The following is a 20,840-nucleotide window of genomic DNA, read 5'->3' as shown; positions in this document are numbered from 1 at the left end:
TCCTGAAAGAGCAAAACCCACATTACAGAAACAGAAATACGTCCGCCTTCTCGTTCCTTGCATGGGCCGGCTTCATCATCGCCATTCTCGCTCAGTATATCGGCATATTCAATCTGGAAGAACCGTTGTATGTCAAAGGCTATTACGCCATCGCCGGCGCGTTCCTCATCGTCTCCTGCCTCGTGCTTCAGAAGACGATCCGGGATAACGAGGAAGATAAAGCTCATCTGAACATGGCAGACGACTACCAAGCTTAACCATATGCAAAGCAAAACGGCGCTGTTTCTCAAGGTTGAATCACACCTTGGGGAACAGCGCCGTTTTTACTAATTAGGAAGCTTTGTTTTTGTTGTAAATATCGAAGGCTACCGCTGCCAGCAGTACAAGACCTTTAATAACTTGTTGTCTATCGATGCCCATGCCAATCAGCGACATCCCGTTATTCATGACGCCCATTACGAGACCGCCGATAATAGCGCCGATAACCGTTCCGATACCTCCCGTCGCCGATGCGCCGCCGATGAATACGGCCGCAATCGCGTCAAGCTCGAAGTTAACGCCGGCCTTCGGCGTTGCCGCATTCAGACGCGCTGCGAACAACAGGCCCGAAAGCGCCGCAAGCACGCCCATGTTGACGAATACCCAGAACGTCATTCGTTTCGTCTTCACGCCGGACAGCTTAGCTGCTTTCTCATTGCCGCCAAGCGCGTAAATATGACGTCCCATAACCGTCTTGTTCATAACGAACGTGTAGATGATGACCAGTATGAACAAAATAATCAAGATGTTCGGAATGCCTTCATAAGTAGCCAGCACGTAAGTAAACACGTTGATAATCGCTACGATGGCAACAAGCTTAAGCACGAACAACGGAGCGGACACAACGTCGAACTGGTAACGCTGCTGCGTCAAGCGATTGCGCCATTCTGTGAAGATGAGAATAAGCGAAAGCGCGAGTCCGACTACGATCGTCAGGAAGTGGACATCGCTGCCGCCGAACCAGTCCGGAATGAAGCCGGAGCTGATGCGCTGGAAGCCGGCAGGGAAAGGCGAGACCGATTGACCGTCTAGTACAACCATCGTAAGTCCGCGGAATATCAACATACCCGCAAGCGTGACAATGAAGGACGGTATTCGGACATAGGCGACCCAAAACCCTTGCCATGCGCCGACGAGTCCCCCAATAACGAGCGATATGATAATCGCTAACGGATAAGGCATATGCATATCGACCATTAATATGGCTGATATAGCGCCTACGAAAGCGGCGATCGAACCAACCGAGAGATCGATATGCCCGGTAATGATAACAAGCAGCATGCCGATTGCAAGCACGAGAATATAACTATTTTGCAGAATCAGATTCGTAATGTTGAGCGACTTTAGCAAGATGCCATCGGTCAAAATTTGGAACAGCACCATAATAAGTACTAAGGCAACGATCATGCCGTATTGGCGGATATTGCTTTTGAATAACTTGCTTAATGATTCCATCTTACGTTACCCCCTGCTCTTCGTCATATATTTCATCAGCTTCTCCTGCGAAGCTTCCTCACGGGTCACTTCGCCCGTAAATCTTCCTTCGCTCATGACATACATGCGATCGCACATGCCGAGCAGCTCCGGAAGCTCCGATGAAATAATCAGCACGCCTTTACCTTCCATCGCAAGCTGATTAATGATCGTATAAATTTCGTATTTGGCGCCAACGTCAATGCCGCGCGTCGGTTCATCGAGAATGAGCACCTCCGGCTCCGAGAAGATCCACTTGCTCAGCACGACCTTCTGCTGGTTGCCGCCGCTTAAGTTGCCCGTCTTCTGCAGGATGCTTGGCGTCTTTATATTTAACTTCGTACGGAATCGCTCCGCCTCGATGATTTCCTGATTTGCGTTAACGACCGTGTTTCGCGATATTTTGTTCAAACCGGTTAACGTAATGTTGCGCTTAATATCGTCCATTAGAATCAAGCCGTAATGCTTGCGGTCTTCCGTAACATAGGCCAGGCCTTGGTCAATCGCTTGATTAATCGTATTCATCTGTACGGGCTTGCCGTTCAGCAGCGTCTCGCCGCTAATGCGTTTGCCGTATGATTTCCCGAAGAGGCTCATCGCCAGCTCCGTCCGGCCTGCCCCCATAAGTCCGGCAATGCCGACAATCTCGCCCTTGCGAATGTACATGCTCACATCGTCAATCACCTTGCGGTCTTGCGTCTCGTGATACACGTTCCAATCCTTCACTTCCAGAATCGTATCACCGATTTTCGGCTCGCGAACCGGGTAGCGCTGCGTCAAATCGCGACCGACCATTCCTTTAATAATCCGGTCCTCGTTGATGTTGTCCTTCACCATATCGAGCGTCTCGATCGTCTTGCCGTCGCGAAGAATCGTAATCGAATCGGCTACCTTCGTTATTTCGTTCAGCTTATGGGAGATCATAATAGACGAAATTCCTTGTTTCTTAAAGGTGAGCAGCAGATTAAGCAAATTTTCGCTATCCTCTTCGTTAAGCGCGGCCGTCGGCTCGTCCAGTATAAGCAGCTTCACTTCCTTCGACAACGCTTTCGCGATTTCCACTAGCTGCTGCTTGCCCACGCCGATGGAGGAGATGAGCGTATTCGGCGATTCGTTCAGACCGACGGTCTTTAGAAGCTCCTTCGTCTTGCCGATCGTATCATTCCAATTAATGACGCCACGCTTCGCCTGCTCGTTACCGAGGAAAATGTTCTCCGCTATCGATAGCTGCGGGATAAGAGCCAGCTCCTGATGGATAATGACGATGCCGAGACGCTCGCTCTGTGTAATATCCTTGAACTCGCAGACGTTGCCTTTGTACAAAATATCTCCCGTGTACGAGCCATGCGGATATACACCGCTTAGCACCTTCATGAGCGTCGACTTGCCCGCGCCGTTCTCGCCCATGAGCGCGTGAATTTCGCCTTCCTTCACCTGCAAATTCACGTTTTCGAGCGCTTTGACGCCTGGGAACGTTTTCGTTATGCCTCTCATTTCGAGAATGTTGTTAGTCGCCATTTTAGGATCACGCCCTTACTGTTATTGAAAATGATTTAGTGACAGCCGCAGAAGGGCCGTCACTAAATCAGGAGAGCTTCGCCACAAGGTTTTCTTACTTAAGCTGATCTTCGGTGTAGTAGCCTGTGTCGACAACTGCTTCTTTGTAATTTGTTTTGTCAACCGATACCGGTTCGAGCAAGTAAGAAGGTACGACCTTCACGCCATTGTCGTAGGTTTCGGTGTCGTTGACTTTCACTTCCGTAGCTTTGAGCACGTTGTCCACCATCGATACGGCGATCTTCGCCAGCTCGCGAGTATCCTTGAATACCGTCTGCGTCTGCTCGCCTGCAATAATCGATTTGACCGAAGCAAGCTCGGCATCTTGGCCAGTTACGACAGGAAGCGGGTTGCTATCCGAACCGTAACCTACGCCTTTCAAAGAGGACAGAATGCCGATGCTGATGCCGTCGTACGGTGACAATATAGCGTCTACACGCTCAGAAGAGTAGTTCGCGCTAAGCAGGTTATCCATACGGGATTGAGCAAGGGAGCCATCCCATCTAAGCGTTGCCACTTGGTCCATCGTAGTCTGTTTGCTGCGAACAACAAGCTTGCCGCTGTCGATGTAAGGCTTCAAGATGGACATTGCGCCATCGAAGAAGAAGTAAGCGTTGTTGTCATCCGGCGATCCTGCGAACAGCTCGATGTTGAACGGGCCTTTGCCGTCTTTCAGGCCAAGCGCCTGCTCGATATACGAACCTTGCTGTACGCCAACCTTGAAGTTATCGAATGTCGCGTAGTAGGCTACATGTTCAGTCTTCTTAATCAAACGGTCATAAGCGATAACTTTAATGCCTTCCTTGTCTGCTTTTGCAAGAACGTCAGACAGCGATTCGCCGTCTACAGCTGCGATAACAAGAATGTCTACGCCCTTCGTAATCATGTTCTCGATCTGGGATACTTGGTTCTCGATTACGTCTTCTGCGTATTGCAGGTCTGTCTTGTAACCAAGCGCTTGGAATTCCTTCACCATATTCGCTCCGTCGCCGACCCAACGCTCGGACGACTTCGTAGGCATCGAGATGCCGACATATCCGCTCTCGCCGCTTCCGCCGCTTTCGTTATTTGTGCCTCCGCATGCCGCAAGTACGAATACGAGCGCTGCTACGACCATTAGAGTTAATCCTTTTTTCATTGTGACAATCCCCTCTCATCTCTACTAAGATTGCTGGTGCACAATCAATATACAGCGCAGGCCAGTCCATCGTCTTTGCAATAATCTAACCTTTTTTATAAAAAATAAACCAGCCGCGTTGATTGGCAGGTACTACAGAATGTTGGTACTTCCTTCCGTTTGCGACTCTACAGCTTCGTATTCCCGTTCGAGGCAGGGCATCCCACGCAAGGACTTTGGTTTGCCTCCATCCTGCTCGGAGGACCGGCAGGTTTTTTTGTCGGCATAGTTGGGCTAGGAGCTCGTTTTCCTAAGGAGGGCCGCGGGCGCCACGGCAAAACGATCGCTTGGACGGTCGTCATCGGCAATGGGGGCTTGTTATTGTTCCTGTTTCTGTACATGACGTTCGGGTATGTGTTGTGGGGCGTTTAGCAGAAAAAAGAAGCTATCTCTTCGACGACTCGTACAGTCTTCGTTAGGGATAGCTTCTTTATGATTAGTTGTCGTCTTCGTGGAAAGCCGCGCCTTTGCGGTACTGATTCGGGGAAACGCCAACCGCTTTCTTGAACGCGGTGCTGAAATAATGCTGCGTGTCGTAGCCGACCTTTTCGGCGATTTCGTTGATCGGCATATCCGTTGCATTCAGCAATTGAATCGCCTTCGCGATGCGCGTCTGCGTCACGAGGCTCACGAAGGAGGAGCCAAGCTCCTGCTTGATGATACGGCTTAAATAAACCGGAGACACCTGCATAAGCTGCGCGAAAGCCTCGAGACTCATATCCGCTTCCGTATACGTCTCTCGGATATAATCCTTCGCCTTGCGAACGAGAGGGGACATCTGCGCTTCCTTGAAAATACTCGATTTGCTCTGGCGATAAACAGCGGGAATCGATAAGAGCCCATTCTCGATCGGCTGCGCATGGACATGTATCGAAATTTTCAAATACGCTTGCACAGCATGCTGCATATCGGATATAAGCGTCTCCGGGACTGTCCCCCAGACGATGGCGACGATTAAGCCGGAATGATCGCGGAACATCGTCTTCTCATAGCTTGCGAGCATCTCCCCGATGATGTTTTCGATGGCAAACATGAAGAGCTGGCGGTCGTTTTCCTTGCGGAGCTGAACGCTCGTCACGACTTCAGGCCACCTGATGACACAGAGCATGTCGGGAGATGCCGCAGGCAATTGGAGAAACTCAAGCTGCTCCCGCAGCTCGGTTTCGGTCATCGTCCCTTCGATCCATTCGAGACAGAAACGCTCGCGCATAAGCGGAAAGTTTTTGGCGATTTGCTTCGACGCCTGCTGCAGATGCACCTCTTGCTTCTGCGTCGCTTCCAGCTCATGGCGGATGCGCGTAAGCACTTGACGCAGTTGCTCCGAATTAGCCGGCTTAAGGATATAATCGTCCACGCTTAGCCTGATCGCTTCCTGCGCATAAGCGAACTCGTCATGGCCGGTTATAATAATGATGCGGCATTGCGGGAGTTTCTGCCGCAGCTCCTTCATGAGCTCGATGCCATTCATAATAGGCATGTTAAGATCCACCAACGCAACCTGTATCCGGAGAGCCAGCGCAAGCTCCAGAGCCTCCTCCCCGTCCTCCGCTTCGGCGCATACGCGCATGCCGAGCGACTCCCAATCGACGGAATCGCGAACCCCCTCACGGATAATAGGTTCGTCGTCAGCAATTAATACTCGCAATAAATGATCCATTTCCGTCCCCTGCCTAACCCGTAATATCCTTCAATATCGGATGTACGATCGTCACCGTCGTTCCGACGCCTTCTTCGCTGTCGATGGCCATGCCGTATCGTTCGCCGAAAGTAAGTTGAATTCTTGCCTGCACATTTTGAATGCCGTAGCCTTGACCTTGCCATTCCTTCCTGTTGTCCGCCGAGTCCATACCATCGGTTTGCGTGACGACAGATCCAGCTATTGCTTGGCGAAGGCCGGTTAACTTCTCCGGTGTCATTCCTTTGCCGTCGTCGCTGATTCGCAGCAGCAGGGAGCCGTCCTCGGCCTTCGCCGTAATCGCGATATGACCGGGTCCCCGGCGCTCCTTAATGCCGTGATAGATCGCGTTTTCCACAATCGGCTGCAGCAGCAGCTTGAGCACGTACAGATGCCGAACGTCATCCTCCACGTCAAGCGTATAGTTTAGCTTATCCTTGTATCTCGTCTTCTGTATCGTTAAATAACTTTGAATATGCTCGATTTCATCCGACAGCGGAATAATATCGTTCCCTTTGCTGAGCCCGATACGGAAAAGCCGCGACAGCGATTGAACGACTTCAGCCACGTCTTCCGCCCCTTTATTGCGGGCCATCCAATGAATCGTATCAAGCGTATTGTACAGGAAGTGAGGCTTAATATGAGCCTGAAGGCTTCGCAGCTCCGCCTCCCGTTTCTGTTTCCCTTGCAGCTCCGTAAGCAACAGCAGCCGGTTCACCTGCGCGAGCATCGTATTGAAGCTGCGGCCTAGCTGGCCGACCTCGTCCTCCCGCTCGCCCCAGTAACGGATCGTCATATCGCCGGATTCGGCTTTTTGCATGAACGACATTAATTGGTTGATCGGTCTTGACATCGAATACGCCAGATAGATGGCAGCCGCAATGCTCAGCAACGATAAGAAGAAAACAAAGCTAATGACATAGAAGCGGATCTCTTGTACCTCTAACGCCGATTCCTTCGTGGAGAAGACGCCTACCGTCGTCCAGTCCGTGAAGGTGGACTTCCGGTAGATGAACTGCAGCTCTTCTCCTTGAACCGTCTTCGCGAACGAGCCTGCGCCCCCCTCCAACGTCCATTCCTTAGGGATGTCGCGTATAATCGGCTTCGCCGGGGAATAGATATGGCTGCCATCATTATCAATCACGAGCAGATAACCCGTCTTCCCAAGCCGAACGTCCTTCACGGCCTCCGCGATTACACGCAGCTTCAGATCGATAAGGACAACGCCCTCCACTTGCTGCGTTTCGGGATTCAGAATTGCCCGCGCGACGGAAATCACCTCATCTTCGGTGTAGTTCGCATGACTCGTGATGTTGCGGCCGCTCGGCTTTCCGACAATTTTGAATATCCCTTTACTATTCACGGCAGCCTTGTACCAGCTCTCCTCCGTCAGCGTCCTATCGCTTCGCGCATACAATTCATTGCTTATATATTCACCCTTCCCGTTCACGACCATAATGCCTGCAATCTCGGAATAAAGCGTCGTGAACCCTTGCAGAAATTTACGCATCGTGTATTCGTCGTCAGCGCCTGCTTCCCCTCCGCTGCTGCGCTGCAGAAATTGCTTGACGCCGGGATCAAACGCAATGAGATACGTCATATTTTGCATATTGCTGACATAGAACTCGAGAGACCGATTCACTTTGCCGATGAGCTGGATCGTATTCTCGTTCACCTGTCTGCCGACAATCCGCTCCACCGTATAATCGATCAGCAGCCCGAGTCCGATGGATGGCAAAATGCTGATGAGCAAGAACATAATGATCAGCTTGTAGCGGATCGGCAGATTATTCATTTGAAAAAACTTCAGCTGCTTTATGGCCATCCCCTCATTTCCTCAGACGCAGCCCTGTTATTTCGCATAGAAGCTGTCCACGTTTTCCTTCGTCACGACCGTAATGCCCGTATCGACATACTTTGGCAGCGGCAAGCCTCCCGGTACGTCCGTCGCGCTCTGCTCCGTCATGTTGTGATGCAGATGGAATAGGAATTGCATCGACCAATAGCCCATATTCCAAGTGCCCTGCGCCAGCGTCGCCGAGATTGTTCCATTGCGCACCATATCCAGCGTTCCTTTATCGATATCGAAGCTGATGATCTTCATGTTCTGATTGGCCTCGAACAGCTTGCCTACCCCAACGCCGCCGTTTGCCTCCGTCACGAAAAAGCCTTGCAGATCGGGATGCTCCCTGTACATTTCTTCGGCCACCTTGCCCGAGAGGAGCTGATCGCCTTTGCCGTCCTTGATCGCCACGACTTCGATCTGCGGATATTGCCTATTTATTGTCTCTTGGAAGCCGATCGTTCGCTCCTGATGGTTTAATTGCTTCGGCAGCGTAATGACGCCGACCTTGCCTTTGCCGCCGATAAGCTCGGCCATCTTGTTCGCAGCCGTAACGCCCGCATTGTAATTGTCGGTGGCCAGGAAGGAATACGCCTTGCTAAGCTCGGCCCCCGAGTCGAATAGTACGACTGGAATACCCGCCTCAACCGCTTTATTGATCGATCCGGTTAGCGCCTCGGCGTTCATTACGGTCAACGCGATGCCTGCCGGCTTCTTCGCGATAACCTGCTCCAGCACGGTTACCTGTTCATTCACGTCATATTGCGTAGCTCCTCTGTATTCCACCGATACGTTCAGCGCCTCGGCAGCGTCCTCGAACCCTTTGATCGCCGTCTTCCAATACTCGATGCCGGAGAGGAACGTCACCATGACGTACTTCTCGTCGATTGTGCCGCGCAGTCCTTCATCCATCTCATCCCACGGATTGGCTGCGGTGTTGCGGAATCCGTTGTTTTGGCTATAAAACATGAACAGCATGAAAGTAACTATCAAAAGTCCGTAAATGACGAGAATTCTTTTCATCGTCGCAGCTCCATTCTGGGTCGTAATCGTCGTACCTATCGTATCCTACCTATTATCCTGCGAATTACCGCCGCTTACCATACCTGACTCGCGAGCCATTTCATTATAGCAGTTAAATTGAATTAGCGGAGCAGCTTTAAGCGTTGTACTTAACGCATACAAAAAAAGCCGCTCCTCCATTATCCGAAGATGAGGAGAAAGCGGCTATTCCTTCATTTCATATTCCCGCAAACCGACATATTTGCCCTATGCTACAGGTTGGGTTGCTTTGAACATGTCACCGTCTGCCCCGTCGCTACCGCCTTCTGCATCGTAAGCGCCAAGTAATGATCTTGCGACGCTTCGGCCAAACTATAGAAGGAAGGCCGCATATGGGCGGCATATTGGCCCATATGGAGCAGCGATGTGGCAACGGCAATCTCGTCATCGGTCAATCGAGCCGGAGCGAACGGATTGCGATACAACCACTCATCCCCCGCGATGATGCCGCGATGGTAGTAACCCTCCAGGTTGCCGTTATGTCCGGTATCGACGCGGCGCAGCTCCGTATAAATCGGTGTCGTATAGTCAAGCATATAAGCAGCTTCCGTGCCAACGATCTCGCCTTTGCTTCCACGAACGAGAATGCGATCACGACGAATCCATGAAAAATATTGCTCTCTCGTAAAATCATATACCGCCAGCTTGTCCCCAAATCGAAGTGTCGCAATGGTTTGCTCGGACGAGATCATCTTGCCATCCGAAGGGTCTCCGTCTCTGCCTCCGCTTCGCATCATCGGCGCCGTGAATCTCTCACCCTGGATGACCGCCGGCTCGTTGCCGATGCCAAGCAGTTGTCGGATCAAGCTAATGCCATGATAATCATGGGCGGCGGATACTTGCACATGGCTAATCTCCCCAAGCTTTCCTGAACGGGCCAAATGGATTCGTGCTGCGTGCATCGGCTGATACAGGTACTGCTCAGCTACTTCTACCTTGGCAGTCCGCGGAATGGATTCTAATAAAGCCGTAAGCGAATTCAGATCGGAAGCCGGAGGCGTCTCCGCCAGTACCGGAATACCCTGAACAGCCAGCTCTTCGATAATAGCGGGCGCTGCCGTACGGGGCACGGATACGACCGCGAACTGAAAATGCTTTTGGGCTTCCGCTACGAATTGCTCGACGGAACCTACGGTATGAACGCCCCATTTTTGCTCCATGGCTAATGCCTTATCCTTGTCCCTAACAAGCATCGTATGTACGCGGAACTGCCGAGGGAGCGCTTGCGCGATTCTCAAATAAAACTCGGCCCTCCAGCCTGCTCCGATAATTCCGAAAGTAATGAATGACATCCCTGTACGCCTCCTCGATATGTGGGTCAATAGAAAAAAAGACCTCCTGGACAGAGGTCTTCGTTATGCCGTTCTAAATGATGCGGCGGCTTGCCGTTGCTTGCTGCCTGTATAGTTATGCAGCTTGCCGTGATAGACGAGTTCGAGCAGCGGCGTATTGACCAAGTCTGCCGGTTTAACGAGCAAAGGCGATTTGTCGACCAAGTTCACGCCTCCTTGCTCGAAGACGGATGCTACGAATTGGGAACAGAAGTAGGCATATTCCCTCTTCATCTCGATATTGAACATGACGCCGAACATGCCAAGCAGATTGTACTTGTATTGATCCCGGTTCTGATCCATGAAGTTGATCTGCGTTCGAATGCTCTGGTAGGCGTGCTGGCTAATCGTACATCTATATAAGGCGCAAGTCGAGTGCTCGAAGAATTCGGCTCGCACATCTTCTTTCACGAAACCGCCAAAAAAAGGATTGTTCGGATTTTTCCTGCCGAAACTATATACCTCGTTCAAGTTGCTGTCAAATGCTATAGATGCATGATTCATCGGATCCTTAGTAAACCATTTAATCGTTCTTGTGAATAACGTACCTGTATCCGTCAACAGAACGTATATTTCAAACTCTCTATTCATGCCGTACAACCTCCACATTAAAGAACTCTTATCCTCGTATTAACTTTAATGCAGGAGCAACAAATCCTAAACCTGCTCAGGTAATAGAAGCTACCTCGACCTTAGTCCAGTTTTGTAAGTGTCAGTTGTTAGCAACAGCGGACTCGCATTAACAGATGTTCCATTCGGAAAGCCTGTCTCTATTTTACTGGATAATCCCTATTTCCTCAACTGGCAGTTCGCCTATTTGCTTCCTCTTTTTCCCTGATAGATCACTGTTGCATTTTGGCAATTGTTGATATAGTAGAGAGGATTCGGATTACCCTTGTTTCATATATATGCGATTATTAAGTTTTTATTAGCCCCGGACTGATGAAAGTTCAGAATAGGAGTGCGTAGAGATGGAATGGTACGATAAATATAAAGAGCGCCTTGCACAAGTATATACGGTTGCCGAGCAGACAATTGCCGAGTTTCCTGCGCCATTGAATCAGGTAGGACTCGCCTATGCCGATAAATTCCATCCTGTGAAGCATGACAAAGGGCAAAACTTTATTTGCACGCTTCTGCCATACTGGATGAAAGACACCGCCGGAATCACGAATGAGCAATGCGATCAATTTGCTATAACGAACGTATACTTGATGCTCTACTTCTTCATTCAAGACGATGTGATGGATGATGGTCCGGCTTCGGATGTGAAGGAGAAGCTGGCACTGGGCAATCTTCTCTACTCGAAGATGCTTCGTATATTACGAAACCTATTTCCATCCCATTCGCCCTTCTGGGACTACTTCGATAGGTATGTGAAGGTATGGGCTAGCAGCGTTGTCAATGAATCGGCTAACAACCTGTTTGTAATAGATCCGATTCAAATCGCGTATAAAGCAGGACCGGTCAAAATCGCCAGCACGGGAACACTTCTGCTGGGAGGGAAAAGCGATCTTATTCCCGCGATCGAAGAAGCCGTCGATATTGCCCTCATGACGCTTCAAATGGCGGACGATTGGGTCGACTGGAAAAAAGATATGCAGGAAGGCAGCTATAACAGCCTTGTTGCCATGATCGAAGCGAGCCTCCAGCCGGGGGTTCCCGTAACCGAGGATATCGTTAAGACTTATATTTACGTACGCTGCTGCATGAATGATTATGTAGAGGTCGCTCGCAGCAGGCATCGGTATTTAGTTTCATTGAATGCACGGCTTCCTGAACTAGAAAGTTACAACCAATATATATTAGATCGTTTGACCCAAACATCTGAAACTATCGAATTGAATCGCGAACAGATGAAAAAAGGAGGATTGAACTACTTTTTCGAAAATCAAGGTCTCTAATTCCAGAAAGTCAAGTAGTATAAACCTATTTTTTGTCGAAAAATACAAATACAAAAGTAGATTTTGTCGATTAGGCGTGATAGACTGAGTATGGTAATCTTATACATATTCGGAAGGGTGATCGTATGTCCGCGCATAAGTCCTTGCAGGATCAAATTATTCAAAAAGCTTGGGAAGACGCTAAATTCAAGAAAAAACTTCTAGAAAATCCGAAAGCAGCGGTCAAAGACGCCTTCGGAACAGAAATTCCAGATTCGTTCGAGGTCGAAGTATTGGAGGAAACCTCTTCGAAAAAATATTTCATCCTCCCGCAAAGCCCCGTTGAACGGTCAAAAGAAACAATTACACAAGAAGGAAATGCTGACTACCCTACGTGGGACTAATCGATACATGACAAATGCCGAATGCTTATTGCGCATTCGGCATTGTTTTATCTATATACGGCAAATAAATAATAGCTTCCGTTCCTTCCCCTATGACACTGTTGTACTCGAGTCGGCCTCCCATGAGTTCTATGATACGAAACGTTACCATTAATCCTAGCCCCGTACCTTTTGTTTTCTTCGAATAATAGGGCTCCCCTAATCTTTTTAAGTCCGACTCATGTATACCTTCTCCGTTATCCCTGATTCGAATTATAATTTCATTGGAATCGATCCTACTCGCATAAATTTCGATTAGGCCATCATTTTTGAAAGCTTCAATACTATTTTTGATGATATTGATAAGGGCTTGTTTAAATTTGGATGAATTGCCCTTTACGTATAGATCCGGCATTACTTCCGATTTAATTATTCCTCCTTGCATAGTGGCTAGCGGAACTAAGATACCTTCAATTTGATTAATTTCATCTGCCAGGTTGAGAATATTAGTGTTTTCAATTTGCGGTTTTGCGAATGTGAGAAAATCGGTAATAATCTCCGAAGCTCTATCTAGTTCCTCAATCGCTAAATTCATGTATCCCTTATCTTTTTCGATAGAAGTCCTATGACCAAGAAGTTGCAAAAATCCCCTTGTTACCTGCAAAGGATTTCGAACTTCATGGGCCACAGAGGCCGCTAACTGACTGATCATTTCCATTTTCTCCGACCGTTGCAGCTCGTTATTGAAAACCTCTAACTGTTTAGAATACTTTACAACTTGCTCGTAGTTTTCCATGATTCTCCGGACCAATATAACTAAGAGCGATGCTAGGAAACTTAGAACCCCCCATTTCCAAAAATAAACATCATGACTTCGCTCTCTAGCAAAGTACCATATAATCTCTGTTACTCCAATAGCTGAAAACATGCCAAATCCGACCGTTAATATGATAGCGTCTTTATTATTTCGCGTGCAGTACATAATGAGCAAAACAACCAAAATGACATTTCCGATAACAACGCATAAAGCAAATAAAATTAAGCCTATTAACATATAACCGTTTTTGATATCCTCCGAAAAGAGACCTATTACAGAGAATACGATATTCAATAAAGCAATAATGATTTGAATTTTTCGTATTTTCGTTATGATACCGTATGGGCCTTTCCCAAATATATTTTCAAAAAAAATGTAAATGGCCGGCATAAGCAAGGACGACGCTATATCAAACAAGTAATAAAATAACGCGCCGTTTCTCCCTGCCGCCGAAAGCAAAAAAGGGGAATAGGATAAGATCATAAGCCCCACAGATAATACAATGGTACTTAAAGAAAACCAGCTAACTAGATATGATTTATTGAGGAAAATGACGCATAGAAACGCGGTAAGAGCAACAAATAATAAAGATGCGCCTAATATGACATCCAATATGCCTCTGTTCATGTAGTTTTTACTTAAGGACTTATATTCCCCGATTATCGCTGGCTCTTTCAAACCAAGCCACTCTCCGCTTGTTGTTTGCAATTTAAAATAAATATATTCTTTCTCTTCATCAAGCTGCAGGGGGAGTAAAATCTCATTTTTGTTATAGTTATAATTTCTGTTTGTTGAATAGACCTGTTGTTGATCGACATAAATAAACACATTTTTTGCGGTTAGTTTGCTTAAATAGAGCACGGGAAGAATTAAATTTACATCGGGTATCCTAAATCTTAACCAAGCAACATGAATGCCCTCCGGTTTAACCGGCAAATCCTCCCCATAGGAAACAGGGAACCAGCCCCCCGCCTGCTCGTCGGACATAATGTCCTCGATCGTGGCATCGGGGTTGGTCTCCCATTTCATTTCCCATTCGTTAATGAAGATGGTATCGTTTTCTTCTGGGCTGGCTTGCGCATAGGAGGGATGAACTAGTACGGACGAAAATATCGTGAACATGAACGCGATTAATACGATATATTTAAGCAAACCCTTCATACATGCACCTCAGAATGTCGGTAATTGATTGATACTTCTCTAAATAAAGTTCGACAATCTTCGGCAATGACCTTCTAGCAATTCCTTAATTTATGGAAAATTTTTTAATCATAGCTCCACGTATTTGTCGTGATGGATGAAATAAAGTCCCGCCTGCTTCACCGGAAATCCGAAGGTGTCCGTCCATTCGGCCGCATAGGCCATAACTTGATGCTTATAAAATTCGACAAATTGCTTCCCGTTCTCTAATGCGAATTGGTCTGTTTTAAAATCCACAATAACCCAGCCGTCTTCTTCCTCGAATACAAGATCAATGACGCCGCGGATCAGCTTCTCCTGCCCGCCTTGCTCCCGCTTAATCATGAAGGAAAATTCGAAATGTCTCTGCTTCGCCTGCTCACTGCGTTTCCATAGGTTACTCGCTATGGTCCTTTCAATAGCTGCCATCGCACGACCGCGCCATTCCAGCTTAAGTCCTTCTTGCTCGGACACCATTTCGCAATAATCCGGCAGTTGTTCTACCAACATCCCTTCACCAATCGCCTGCAAGCATCGATGAACGGTATTTCCAAAGGCCACGCCTCCGCCGTCGGTAGGTCTTGGTAGATATCCTGAACCTGATCCCGAACCTGCGCCTTTGGCGAGTGCAGTAACACTTGTTACTTGGTACGTCTCTTGCGAGGCAACCGCAGCGTAAGCTTGCCAATTCTCGAAGGCTTCTTCTAATCTGTGATCAGACTTAATTGCAAGCCCGGGAGCGATAACAGCTTCGAACGGCTCATCCTCCAGTTCTTGTTGACCGCTCAGCGAGCTCGCGAGCAGACTCCAAGGATCAATGGCCGGGCGCACCGGATAACGGCTTACAATGAGAAGCTGCTTCGCCCTGGTTGCCGCCACATATAAGAGACGGTCCGTCTCGGCATGCATGAAAGTTCGTTCGCGCTCGGATAGACGCTCCCAGCCTGCCGGCTCGCCGATCATTTCCATATGATTGCTGTCCTTCGGACGAGATATGGTGAAGTGGCCCTGCGGCGGTTCGGATAGCCGATCGATATGCTCCATCGCATCGTGGCTTGTGTCCCCGCAAGGCGATGCAAGAAATACGATAGCAGCTTCCAGCCCCTTCGCCCGGTGTACGTTCATGATACGGACAGCTTCTCCGCTGCCTGCGAATAGGCTCGTTCCTTCTATCCCGCGCGATTCCGTTAGACGTTGCAAGCAGCTTGTCAGCTTACTCCAATCCGATGCCGCTTCTGAATCGGCTCGCACCATCTCAAGAAGCTTAAGGAGCGTACCGCTTCGCAATGCGCCTGTCCGGCCTACAGCGGATAGCGGAAGCAAGCCAAGATCATGCACGATATGCGTTAATGCGGCAAGCGCGGGCAGCTCCCTAACAACATCGGCGTATCCGCGCAACTTAAGCAAGACGGCAAGTACGGGCTTTGCATGATCCGTCAGCTGTTCCTCCGATGTCTTCGTGTAGATGGACAACGAACCAGCCTCTTTGCGAAAATGATACAAAGCATTATCGCTCACCCCAAACAGCATGCCTCGCAGGACGGCCAGCAGCGGTATTCGGTTCGAGCTATCGCCTAGCGTCTGCACAAGCTGGTAGAGAGTATGCACCTCTTCATAGAGAACTTCGCTTCCTGACGTATCTGCAGCTACACCGTACTGCTCTAACTTGGCTGCATAAAGGTTAATAAATTGCTTATGCTTCAGCAGAATCATGAAGTCGCCTGGAATCGCAGGCCGCAGCAACGGATTTTCTTTGCTATCCCTCTCTTGTATGTTGAGCTCTCCGCCGCATGCTCTGGCTATATATCTAGCAATGCGGTCGGCGTCCAATTCCGCGATAACCGCTTTGCGATCATAATCGACCTTCGGTATCGTGATCGTAAATACGCCATGGACGGCGCCTTTGCCCTTAGGATTAGGCTGCTGCGTCAGCATAGGCGCGAATGCGGCTTGGCAGTCGGACGGCTGCTCTACTTTGGCGAACTTGCTCTCGAATGCGTAGTTAACGTAGTTTCCGATGCTCTTAACAGAGCGGAAGTTGCGTGTTAGCTGTAGAACGTCGCCGCATAACGCCACTCTCCCTTTCACGAAGTTATACGTCGATATGTCCGCTCGACGGAAGCGGTAGATTGACTGCTTCGGGTCGCCGACGATGAATAAGGAGCCGGGGCGCGGAAGCTGGCGTCTCCAGTCGTTCTCCTTCGGATCGGTTCCAGTAAGCAGAAGCATCATCTCTGCCTGGATCGGATCCGTATCTTGAAATTCATCTACGAACAAGCGGGTGTACCTTGCTGCAAAGTATGCACGCACCTCCCGATGCTCGCGCAATAATGCTGCGGTTTGCATGAGCAGATCTTGGAAGTTCAGCTTCCCTTCGGCGGCACGCCTGTCACGGCAATACTTCACGGCCGGTTGAACGAAGGCGATCAGCTTAGGATGCATATACGCTCTCCAGCGTGTAAGAAATGGCCATAGAATGCCGATCTGCCATTGATGCAGACGCTCTAATAGCTGTTTCGCCGCTTCCTTGTCGGACCACTTCTTCTGTGTAATCTTAAGCTCCTTATCAAACTGCTTGGCAAGCGTCAGCACGTTCATATCATGTGCCATTGAGCTCAGCAGCCGTATCTTGCCCGCTTGTTGAATCAGCTTCTGAAGTTCATCGTGGCCGCCAGACGGAACATGAGTTGGAATATAGCGATTCGCCTCATCCAGCAAAGGAAAAAGCGATAGCCGAATAACATCGAAATCCGGACGCGGCGTCGCTTTCGTATGAACCTGAATGTCCTCGTACCCCGATACGCGATGGTAGACAGCGCGTAAATCCTCCACATCTATTAAATGCTCTGCGAGCTCATCAATATGATGTTCATTGCCTTGTTCCCGGAGCATATCCAAATAGTCGTCCCAACAATCGTCTCTGAATTGTTTGTCCTCCTCCTGATCCATCTCACGGAAGGCAGGATCCAGCTTCGCCTCTATCGGACGCTCCCGCAGCAATCTCCCGCAGAAAGCATGGATCGTGCCAATGAAGCCTTCATGAAGCCGGGCCATCGCTTGCGCCAGCCGCCTCTTCTCCGTTTCGTGATTGCTTGCCCGCAACTCCTGCTCAAGCTTTATTCGGAAGCGGCTGGACAGCTCCGATGCGGCTTTGTTCGTGAACGTTATGGCAGCGATCTCATGTACTTCGGTGCTACCCGACTTGATAAGCGCGATCATACGACCGACAACTGACGTCGTCTTCCCTGATCCTGCGCCGGCCTCAACCAATAAAGTAACGTCCAGGTCGCGAGCAATTCGCTCGCGAGCGACTTGATCGTCATCCACCTGCTGCTTAACCATGGCCGTTCACCTCCGTGATGGATCGTAGATGGTCTGCGTTCGACTCATACGTTCTCTTTTCCCTGAAATGAACCGCATGATCCCCGCATACCGCTCGATAATCGCACCATTTGCAATGCTCGGGGTTATCCGTAGGGGGAAACATGCCTTGACCGATAGCCTCGATTACCGAGCTAACCAATGCGGACAATTGTTCCTTGCGGCTGTCGTTTTGCTCGCGAATCGCTTCCTCGCCGAGCCCCCTAACCGTTGGAAAATAATACGAGGATGTGACGACGCTAGCTTCTCTATCCAGTCCCGAATGCCGCAGCAATTGCTGAGCAGCGACGCTATAAAGCGCTAGCTGTACCTGCGTGCCCCCGGCAAAGTAGTCGGCCTCCTTGAATCTCTTCGGACTGCCCGTCTTGTAATCATAGATCTTATACTGGTGCGGTCCGATCTGATCGACTCTGTCGATGTACCCTTTCACCGGAACACTGAGCCCTTCTGCCAATTCAACCTCCAGCGGATCGCCCATGTCATGAAGGGGAAGCTCGAACCATATCGGCATGGAAGTACGCCCCCGTTCGCTTGCAAAGAAGATTTCCGTATCTTGCCGAATACTTTCGCATTCCTTGCGATATACCGATGCACTCGGTGCCGGAATAAGCTCCGCATATTCGCGAAGCGCCTCTTCGGTTAAGCGTTCAAGCAGCAGCCTATCGTGCTTCGGCGTCATTAATTCTTCTGCCAAGCCTTGTGCCGATGCAGCCTCCAAGTAACGATTATAGATAGCATGAAGGAGATTTCCCTTCTGCATCGGATCCAGCCATTGCGAACGATTGAACGCAGGAGCGCTAATCGCCCGAACGCCCAAAATCTCGTGATAAAAGTATTGAAGAGGACAACGAGCGAATAACTCCAAGCGGCTTGCGCTCAGATGTGGCTTCGAGTCAATGTCGGCAGCAATCGCTTCGCAGCCGGTATTAATCATACCGTCGAATTCCGAAAGCGTTAGCTCTTCCTGTCTCGCCGAAGCTGCGCGTGCCCCTACTGCCAGGTTAGGGTACAAACGAAGCAAAGCCTCGCCACCCTCCCTAATCTGTCCGTTCGGCGCAACAAGATGAGCCAGCATGGCGTCGGTACCGTCCAAAGAACAGGGCTCTGACGCACTCCCGAAATAACGCTCCGGCTCACCCAAATGCCGGTACACCGTTTCGTAGTCGGCTTCCCTATCGGCGCTGTTTAGTCGATAAAGCTGTACCAGTTCAAAAGCCGGATAATGCTCGGTGTTCGCCGCCGTATCATAGGAACCGTAGCTGCAGTAGCAGTTCCCCGTAATAGAACTAAGGCGGCTGCTCCTCTCCGCAAATCTAAGCTCCGTTCGCTGATTGCTTGTCGGCAAGCCTCCGCTTATTCGCGCCCGCTCGACATCAAGCAGAATGGGATGCTGGCGATTCGATAACGCCCAGCACTTCTCCGTCATACCGACGATAAATGTATGCTGGCGGCCACTCTGTCCCCCATCGCAGAGCGACGTCACATGCACCGCTCCCGGTTCCTGTAGGGGCGTAACAGAGATACGGATCCCGCTCAATACATCCCTGACAAACGAGATGGCCAAATGCAGCGGCAGCTCACCCTGCTGACCGCTAACCCTTTGCATCGAGGCCAGCATTTCCTTCATTCCGCTCAACGCTTCGCGGTCGCTTGCATCCCGAATGGCCGCATATCGATCAACGAATGTGATCATTTCCGCAAGGAGAGCGACGGGCGATATTTGTTGCGTATCGGGCAGCCCTACAAATAGTCGGCCAAAAAAAGTATCGAAATGCCTCCAAATAGCTTCAGACTCCCGAATGCTCGCCAACCGTTCGTCCGCTTCATCCATCTCGCTGCTTCGTTCTGCATACGCCTTAACTAGCTTGGCAGCAAGCCGATAGCGTTCCCGCCCCCATCCGATAGCTGCTCCTTCCAGCTCGCGAGTGAAGGAGGAGGTCTTTATACGTTGCTCCTCGTCATTCCCTAATGAAATGACTTGCCGCTTCAATGCTTTAACTACGAAATCAACGTTAAAATTCGATTCCAACCAGCCTAAATAGGACTCTGCCGCCTTGCCGGTCTGGCAATACGAGATTGGCAGTCCTCCGGAAAACGTACAATTCACGCCGTACATACGCGACATCGAATAAATAGCTCCCGTGTAGGCCTCATCATCAGACACGATAATCTCCGTCTGATCCCATGCCATCCGCTTCTGTGCCATCATGCGGAAGACGCTTCGAACCTCCGCCAGCGGCCCCACAGCATGGCGGAAAGCAACGGAAGCCATCGGCAATGGACGATCTCCGTCCAACCAGCCCGGAGCACGGTCGACCATGCATAGCCGATTAGGATCCGCCAGGCATTCCAGCATCTCTCGATGAACGACAGGCCACGCATCAATAGGATCCGTCACGATCAGCTCATGGCGCTTCGGCAGCTTGCGTACAATAGGCAGCAGACCGGCGAAGTCGCTAACCTGATGCTCGATCAAATACTGCTCGTAACGATCAAGCAGCCGCTGCATGCAGTCGCCCTTCGCCTTGGATTCGAAGTGCGACGGCCATATATCGCGTGCTTGCAGACCGGCTTCGCGAAGCTCGACGACTGCTTCCGCAAAGGCCCGCACGACCCCCGGCGTAATGCTGATTCCACGCAAGTAAGCCTCGCCCGCAACGCTCGCTTGCACGAGCAGCTTATGAATAACCCAATAGGCTTCCTCCCGGCTTATATAACGGATTCGAAGCTGTGCCAATGATAGCTCAGTCAGTTGAAGCACCCATGATGTCAATGTCCGAATCTCGGCGTGCAGCACGGCACCGTAATCGCGAACGACTCTTTCGGTTAGTCTATGACCCTCTGCATGACTCTGAGCGAGCAATATCTTCCGCTCAAGCGGATTGCTCCCTAACCACTCATAAAGCTGCTTAACCTGTCGGCCCGCTATCATCGTTACGCTTCGACCTCCCGTTGTCATTCCAACTTTTCTCAATTATAAACGTTTGTTCTGACAACAGGGTGTCACGAAATCCAAAAAAAACAGCCCATTCAGAAGATA

Annotated in this window: 15 protein-coding genes; 4 read left to right on the top strand and 11 right to left on the bottom strand. The window is 49.8% G+C overall.

Features of this window, described 5'->3' with window-relative positions; genetic code table 11:
- The first annotated feature begins 2 nt into the window (after positions 1-2).
- On the top strand, positions 3-257 hold the full coding sequence (locus J2T14_RS27690; protein ID WP_307476426.1) for a YiaA/YiaB family inner membrane protein: 255 nt from the start codon (positions 3-5) through the stop codon (positions 255-257).
- Positions 258-330: 73 nt separating this feature from the next.
- Here the strand turns inward: J2T14_RS27690 and mmsB are convergent, their stop codons facing one another.
- From mmsB to chvE, 3 genes are all read right to left on the bottom strand, one after another.
- The gene (gene mmsB / locus J2T14_RS27685; protein WP_307476190.1) at positions 331-1,494 is read right to left on the bottom strand and encodes a multiple monosaccharide ABC transporter permease; all 1,164 of its coding nucleotides are present in this window, start codon (positions 1,492-1,494) and stop codon (positions 331-333) included.
- Between the two features lie 6 nt (positions 1,495-1,500).
- Positions 1,501-3,030, bottom strand: coding sequence for a multiple monosaccharide ABC transporter ATP-binding protein (gene mmsA, locus J2T14_RS27680; RefSeq protein WP_307476188.1), 1,530 nt, complete (start codon positions 3,028-3,030; stop codon positions 1,501-1,503).
- Positions 3,031-3,124: 94 nt separating this feature from the next.
- Positions 3,125-4,207 carry a multiple monosaccharide ABC transporter substrate-binding protein gene (gene chvE / locus J2T14_RS27675; RefSeq protein ID WP_307476186.1) on the bottom strand — a complete coding sequence of 361 codons (1,083 nt, stop codon included), beginning with the start codon at positions 4,205-4,207 and terminating at the stop codon, positions 3,125-3,127.
- A gap of 159 nt (positions 4,208-4,366) precedes the next feature.
- Here chvE and J2T14_RS27670 point away from each other — a divergent pair, with 159 nt between their 5' ends.
- Entirely contained in the window at positions 4,367-4,618 is a 252-nt protein-coding gene (locus tag J2T14_RS27670; RefSeq protein ID WP_307476184.1) for a hypothetical protein, read from the top strand.
- 64 nt (positions 4,619-4,682) lie between these two features.
- Here J2T14_RS27670 and J2T14_RS27665 read toward each other — a convergent pair whose 3' ends face one another.
- The 5 genes from J2T14_RS27665 to J2T14_RS27645 form a co-directional block, all read right to left on the bottom strand.
- The gene (locus tag J2T14_RS27665) at positions 4,683-5,903 is read right to left on the bottom strand and encodes a response regulator transcription factor (RefSeq protein WP_307476183.1); all 1,221 of its coding nucleotides are present in this window, start codon (positions 5,901-5,903) and stop codon (positions 4,683-4,685) included.
- A 13-nt stretch (positions 5,904-5,916) separates the two neighbouring features.
- Positions 5,917-7,746 (bottom strand): cache domain-containing sensor histidine kinase, encoded by a 1,830-nt coding sequence (locus J2T14_RS27660; protein WP_307476180.1) that lies wholly within the window; start codon positions 7,744-7,746, stop codon positions 5,917-5,919.
- Positions 7,747-7,773: 27 nt separating this feature from the next.
- Complete coding sequence (locus J2T14_RS27655; protein WP_307207673.1) at positions 7,774-8,787, bottom strand: substrate-binding domain-containing protein; 1,014 nt, start codon at positions 8,785-8,787, stop codon at positions 7,774-7,776.
- A 251-nt stretch (positions 8,788-9,038) separates the two neighbouring features.
- Complete coding sequence (locus J2T14_RS27650) at positions 9,039-10,118, bottom strand: Gfo/Idh/MocA family protein (RefSeq protein ID WP_307476178.1); 1,080 nt, start codon at positions 10,116-10,118, stop codon at positions 9,039-9,041.
- 63 nt (positions 10,119-10,181) lie between these two features.
- The gene (locus tag J2T14_RS27645) at positions 10,182-10,748 is read right to left on the bottom strand and encodes a hypothetical protein (RefSeq protein WP_307207678.1); all 567 of its coding nucleotides are present in this window, start codon (positions 10,746-10,748) and stop codon (positions 10,182-10,184) included.
- A 380-nt stretch (positions 10,749-11,128) separates the two neighbouring features.
- On the opposite strand from J2T14_RS27645, the gene J2T14_RS27640 reads away from it, so the two are divergent.
- Together J2T14_RS27640 and J2T14_RS27635 are read left to right on the top strand one after the other, a co-directional pair.
- On the top strand, positions 11,129-12,061 hold the full coding sequence (locus J2T14_RS27640; RefSeq protein ID WP_307476177.1) for a hypothetical protein: 933 nt from the start codon (positions 11,129-11,131) through the stop codon (positions 12,059-12,061).
- A 125-nt stretch (positions 12,062-12,186) separates the two neighbouring features.
- Positions 12,187-12,444 (top strand): NHLP leader peptide family RiPP precursor, encoded by a 258-nt coding sequence (locus J2T14_RS27635; RefSeq protein WP_307476175.1) that lies wholly within the window; start codon positions 12,187-12,189, stop codon positions 12,442-12,444.
- Positions 12,445-12,469: 25 nt separating this feature from the next.
- Here the strand turns inward: J2T14_RS27635 and J2T14_RS27630 are convergent, their stop codons facing one another.
- The 3 genes from J2T14_RS27630 to J2T14_RS27620 form a co-directional block, all read right to left on the bottom strand.
- On the bottom strand, positions 12,470-14,401 hold the full coding sequence (locus J2T14_RS27630) for a sensor histidine kinase (RefSeq protein ID WP_307476173.1): 1,932 nt from the start codon (positions 14,399-14,401) through the stop codon (positions 12,470-12,472).
- A gap of 108 nt (positions 14,402-14,509) precedes the next feature.
- A complete protein-coding gene (locus tag J2T14_RS27625) occupies positions 14,510-17,761 on the bottom strand; it encodes a UvrD-helicase domain-containing protein (RefSeq protein WP_307476171.1) in 3,252 nt (1,083 codons plus the stop codon).
- Positions 17,754-20,732 (bottom strand): PD-(D/E)XK nuclease family protein, encoded by a 2,979-nt coding sequence (locus J2T14_RS27620; RefSeq protein WP_307476169.1) that lies wholly within the window; start codon positions 20,730-20,732, stop codon positions 17,754-17,756. Before J2T14_RS27620 ends, J2T14_RS27625 begins: the two co-directional genes overlap by 8 nt.
- Between the last annotated feature and the right edge of the window lie 108 nt (positions 20,733-20,840).

Origin of the sequence: Paenibacillus harenae (assembly GCF_030812415.1) — a bacterium.
Lineage (GTDB): Bacteria > Bacillota > Bacilli > Paenibacillales > Paenibacillaceae > Pristimantibacillus > Pristimantibacillus harenae_A.
The sequence above is the reverse complement of the archived record's forward strand: the minus strand, read 5'-3'. Positions and strand labels throughout refer to the sequence as shown.

Excerpts from the sequence above, each read along its gene's own strand:
- mmsB (WP_307476190.1), bottom strand. The coding sequence starts at position 1,494 with ATGGAATCATTAAGCAAGTTATTCAAAAGCAATATCCGCCAATACGGC.
- mmsA (WP_307476188.1), bottom strand. The coding sequence starts at position 3,030 with ATGGCGACTAACAACATTCTCGAAATGAGAGGCATAACGAAAACGTTC.
- chvE (WP_307476186.1), bottom strand. The coding sequence starts at position 4,207 with ATGAAAAAAGGATTAACTCTAATGGTCGTAGCAGCGCTCGTATTCGTA.
- J2T14_RS27665 (WP_307476183.1), bottom strand. The coding sequence starts at position 5,903 with ATGGATCATTTATTGCGAGTATTAATTGCTGACGACGAACCTATTATC.
- J2T14_RS27660 (WP_307476180.1), bottom strand. The coding sequence starts at position 7,746 with ATGGCCATAAAGCAGCTGAAGTTTTTTCAAATGAATAATCTGCCGATC.
- J2T14_RS27655 (WP_307207673.1), bottom strand. The coding sequence starts at position 8,787 with ATGAAAAGAATTCTCGTCATTTACGGACTTTTGATAGTTACTTTCATG.
- J2T14_RS27650 (WP_307476178.1), bottom strand. The coding sequence starts at position 10,118 with ATGTCATTCATTACTTTCGGAATTATCGGAGCAGGCTGGAGGGCCGAG.
- J2T14_RS27645 (WP_307207678.1), bottom strand. The coding sequence starts at position 10,748 with ATGAATAGAGAGTTTGAAATATACGTTCTGTTGACGGATACAGGTACG.
- J2T14_RS27640 (WP_307476177.1), top strand. The coding sequence starts at position 11,129 with ATGGAATGGTACGATAAATATAAAGAGCGCCTTGCACAAGTATATACG.
- J2T14_RS27635 (WP_307476175.1), top strand. The coding sequence starts at position 12,187 with ATGTCCGCGCATAAGTCCTTGCAGGATCAAATTATTCAAAAAGCTTGG.
- J2T14_RS27630 (WP_307476173.1), bottom strand. The coding sequence starts at position 14,401 with ATGAAGGGTTTGCTTAAATATATCGTATTAATCGCGTTCATGTTCACG.
- J2T14_RS27625 (WP_307476171.1), bottom strand. The coding sequence starts at position 17,761 with ATGGTTAAGCAGCAGGTGGATGACGATCAAGTCGCTCGCGAGCGAATT.
- J2T14_RS27620 (WP_307476169.1), bottom strand. The coding sequence starts at position 20,732 with ATGATAGCGGGCCGACAGGTTAAGCAGCTTTATGAGTGGTTAGGGAGC.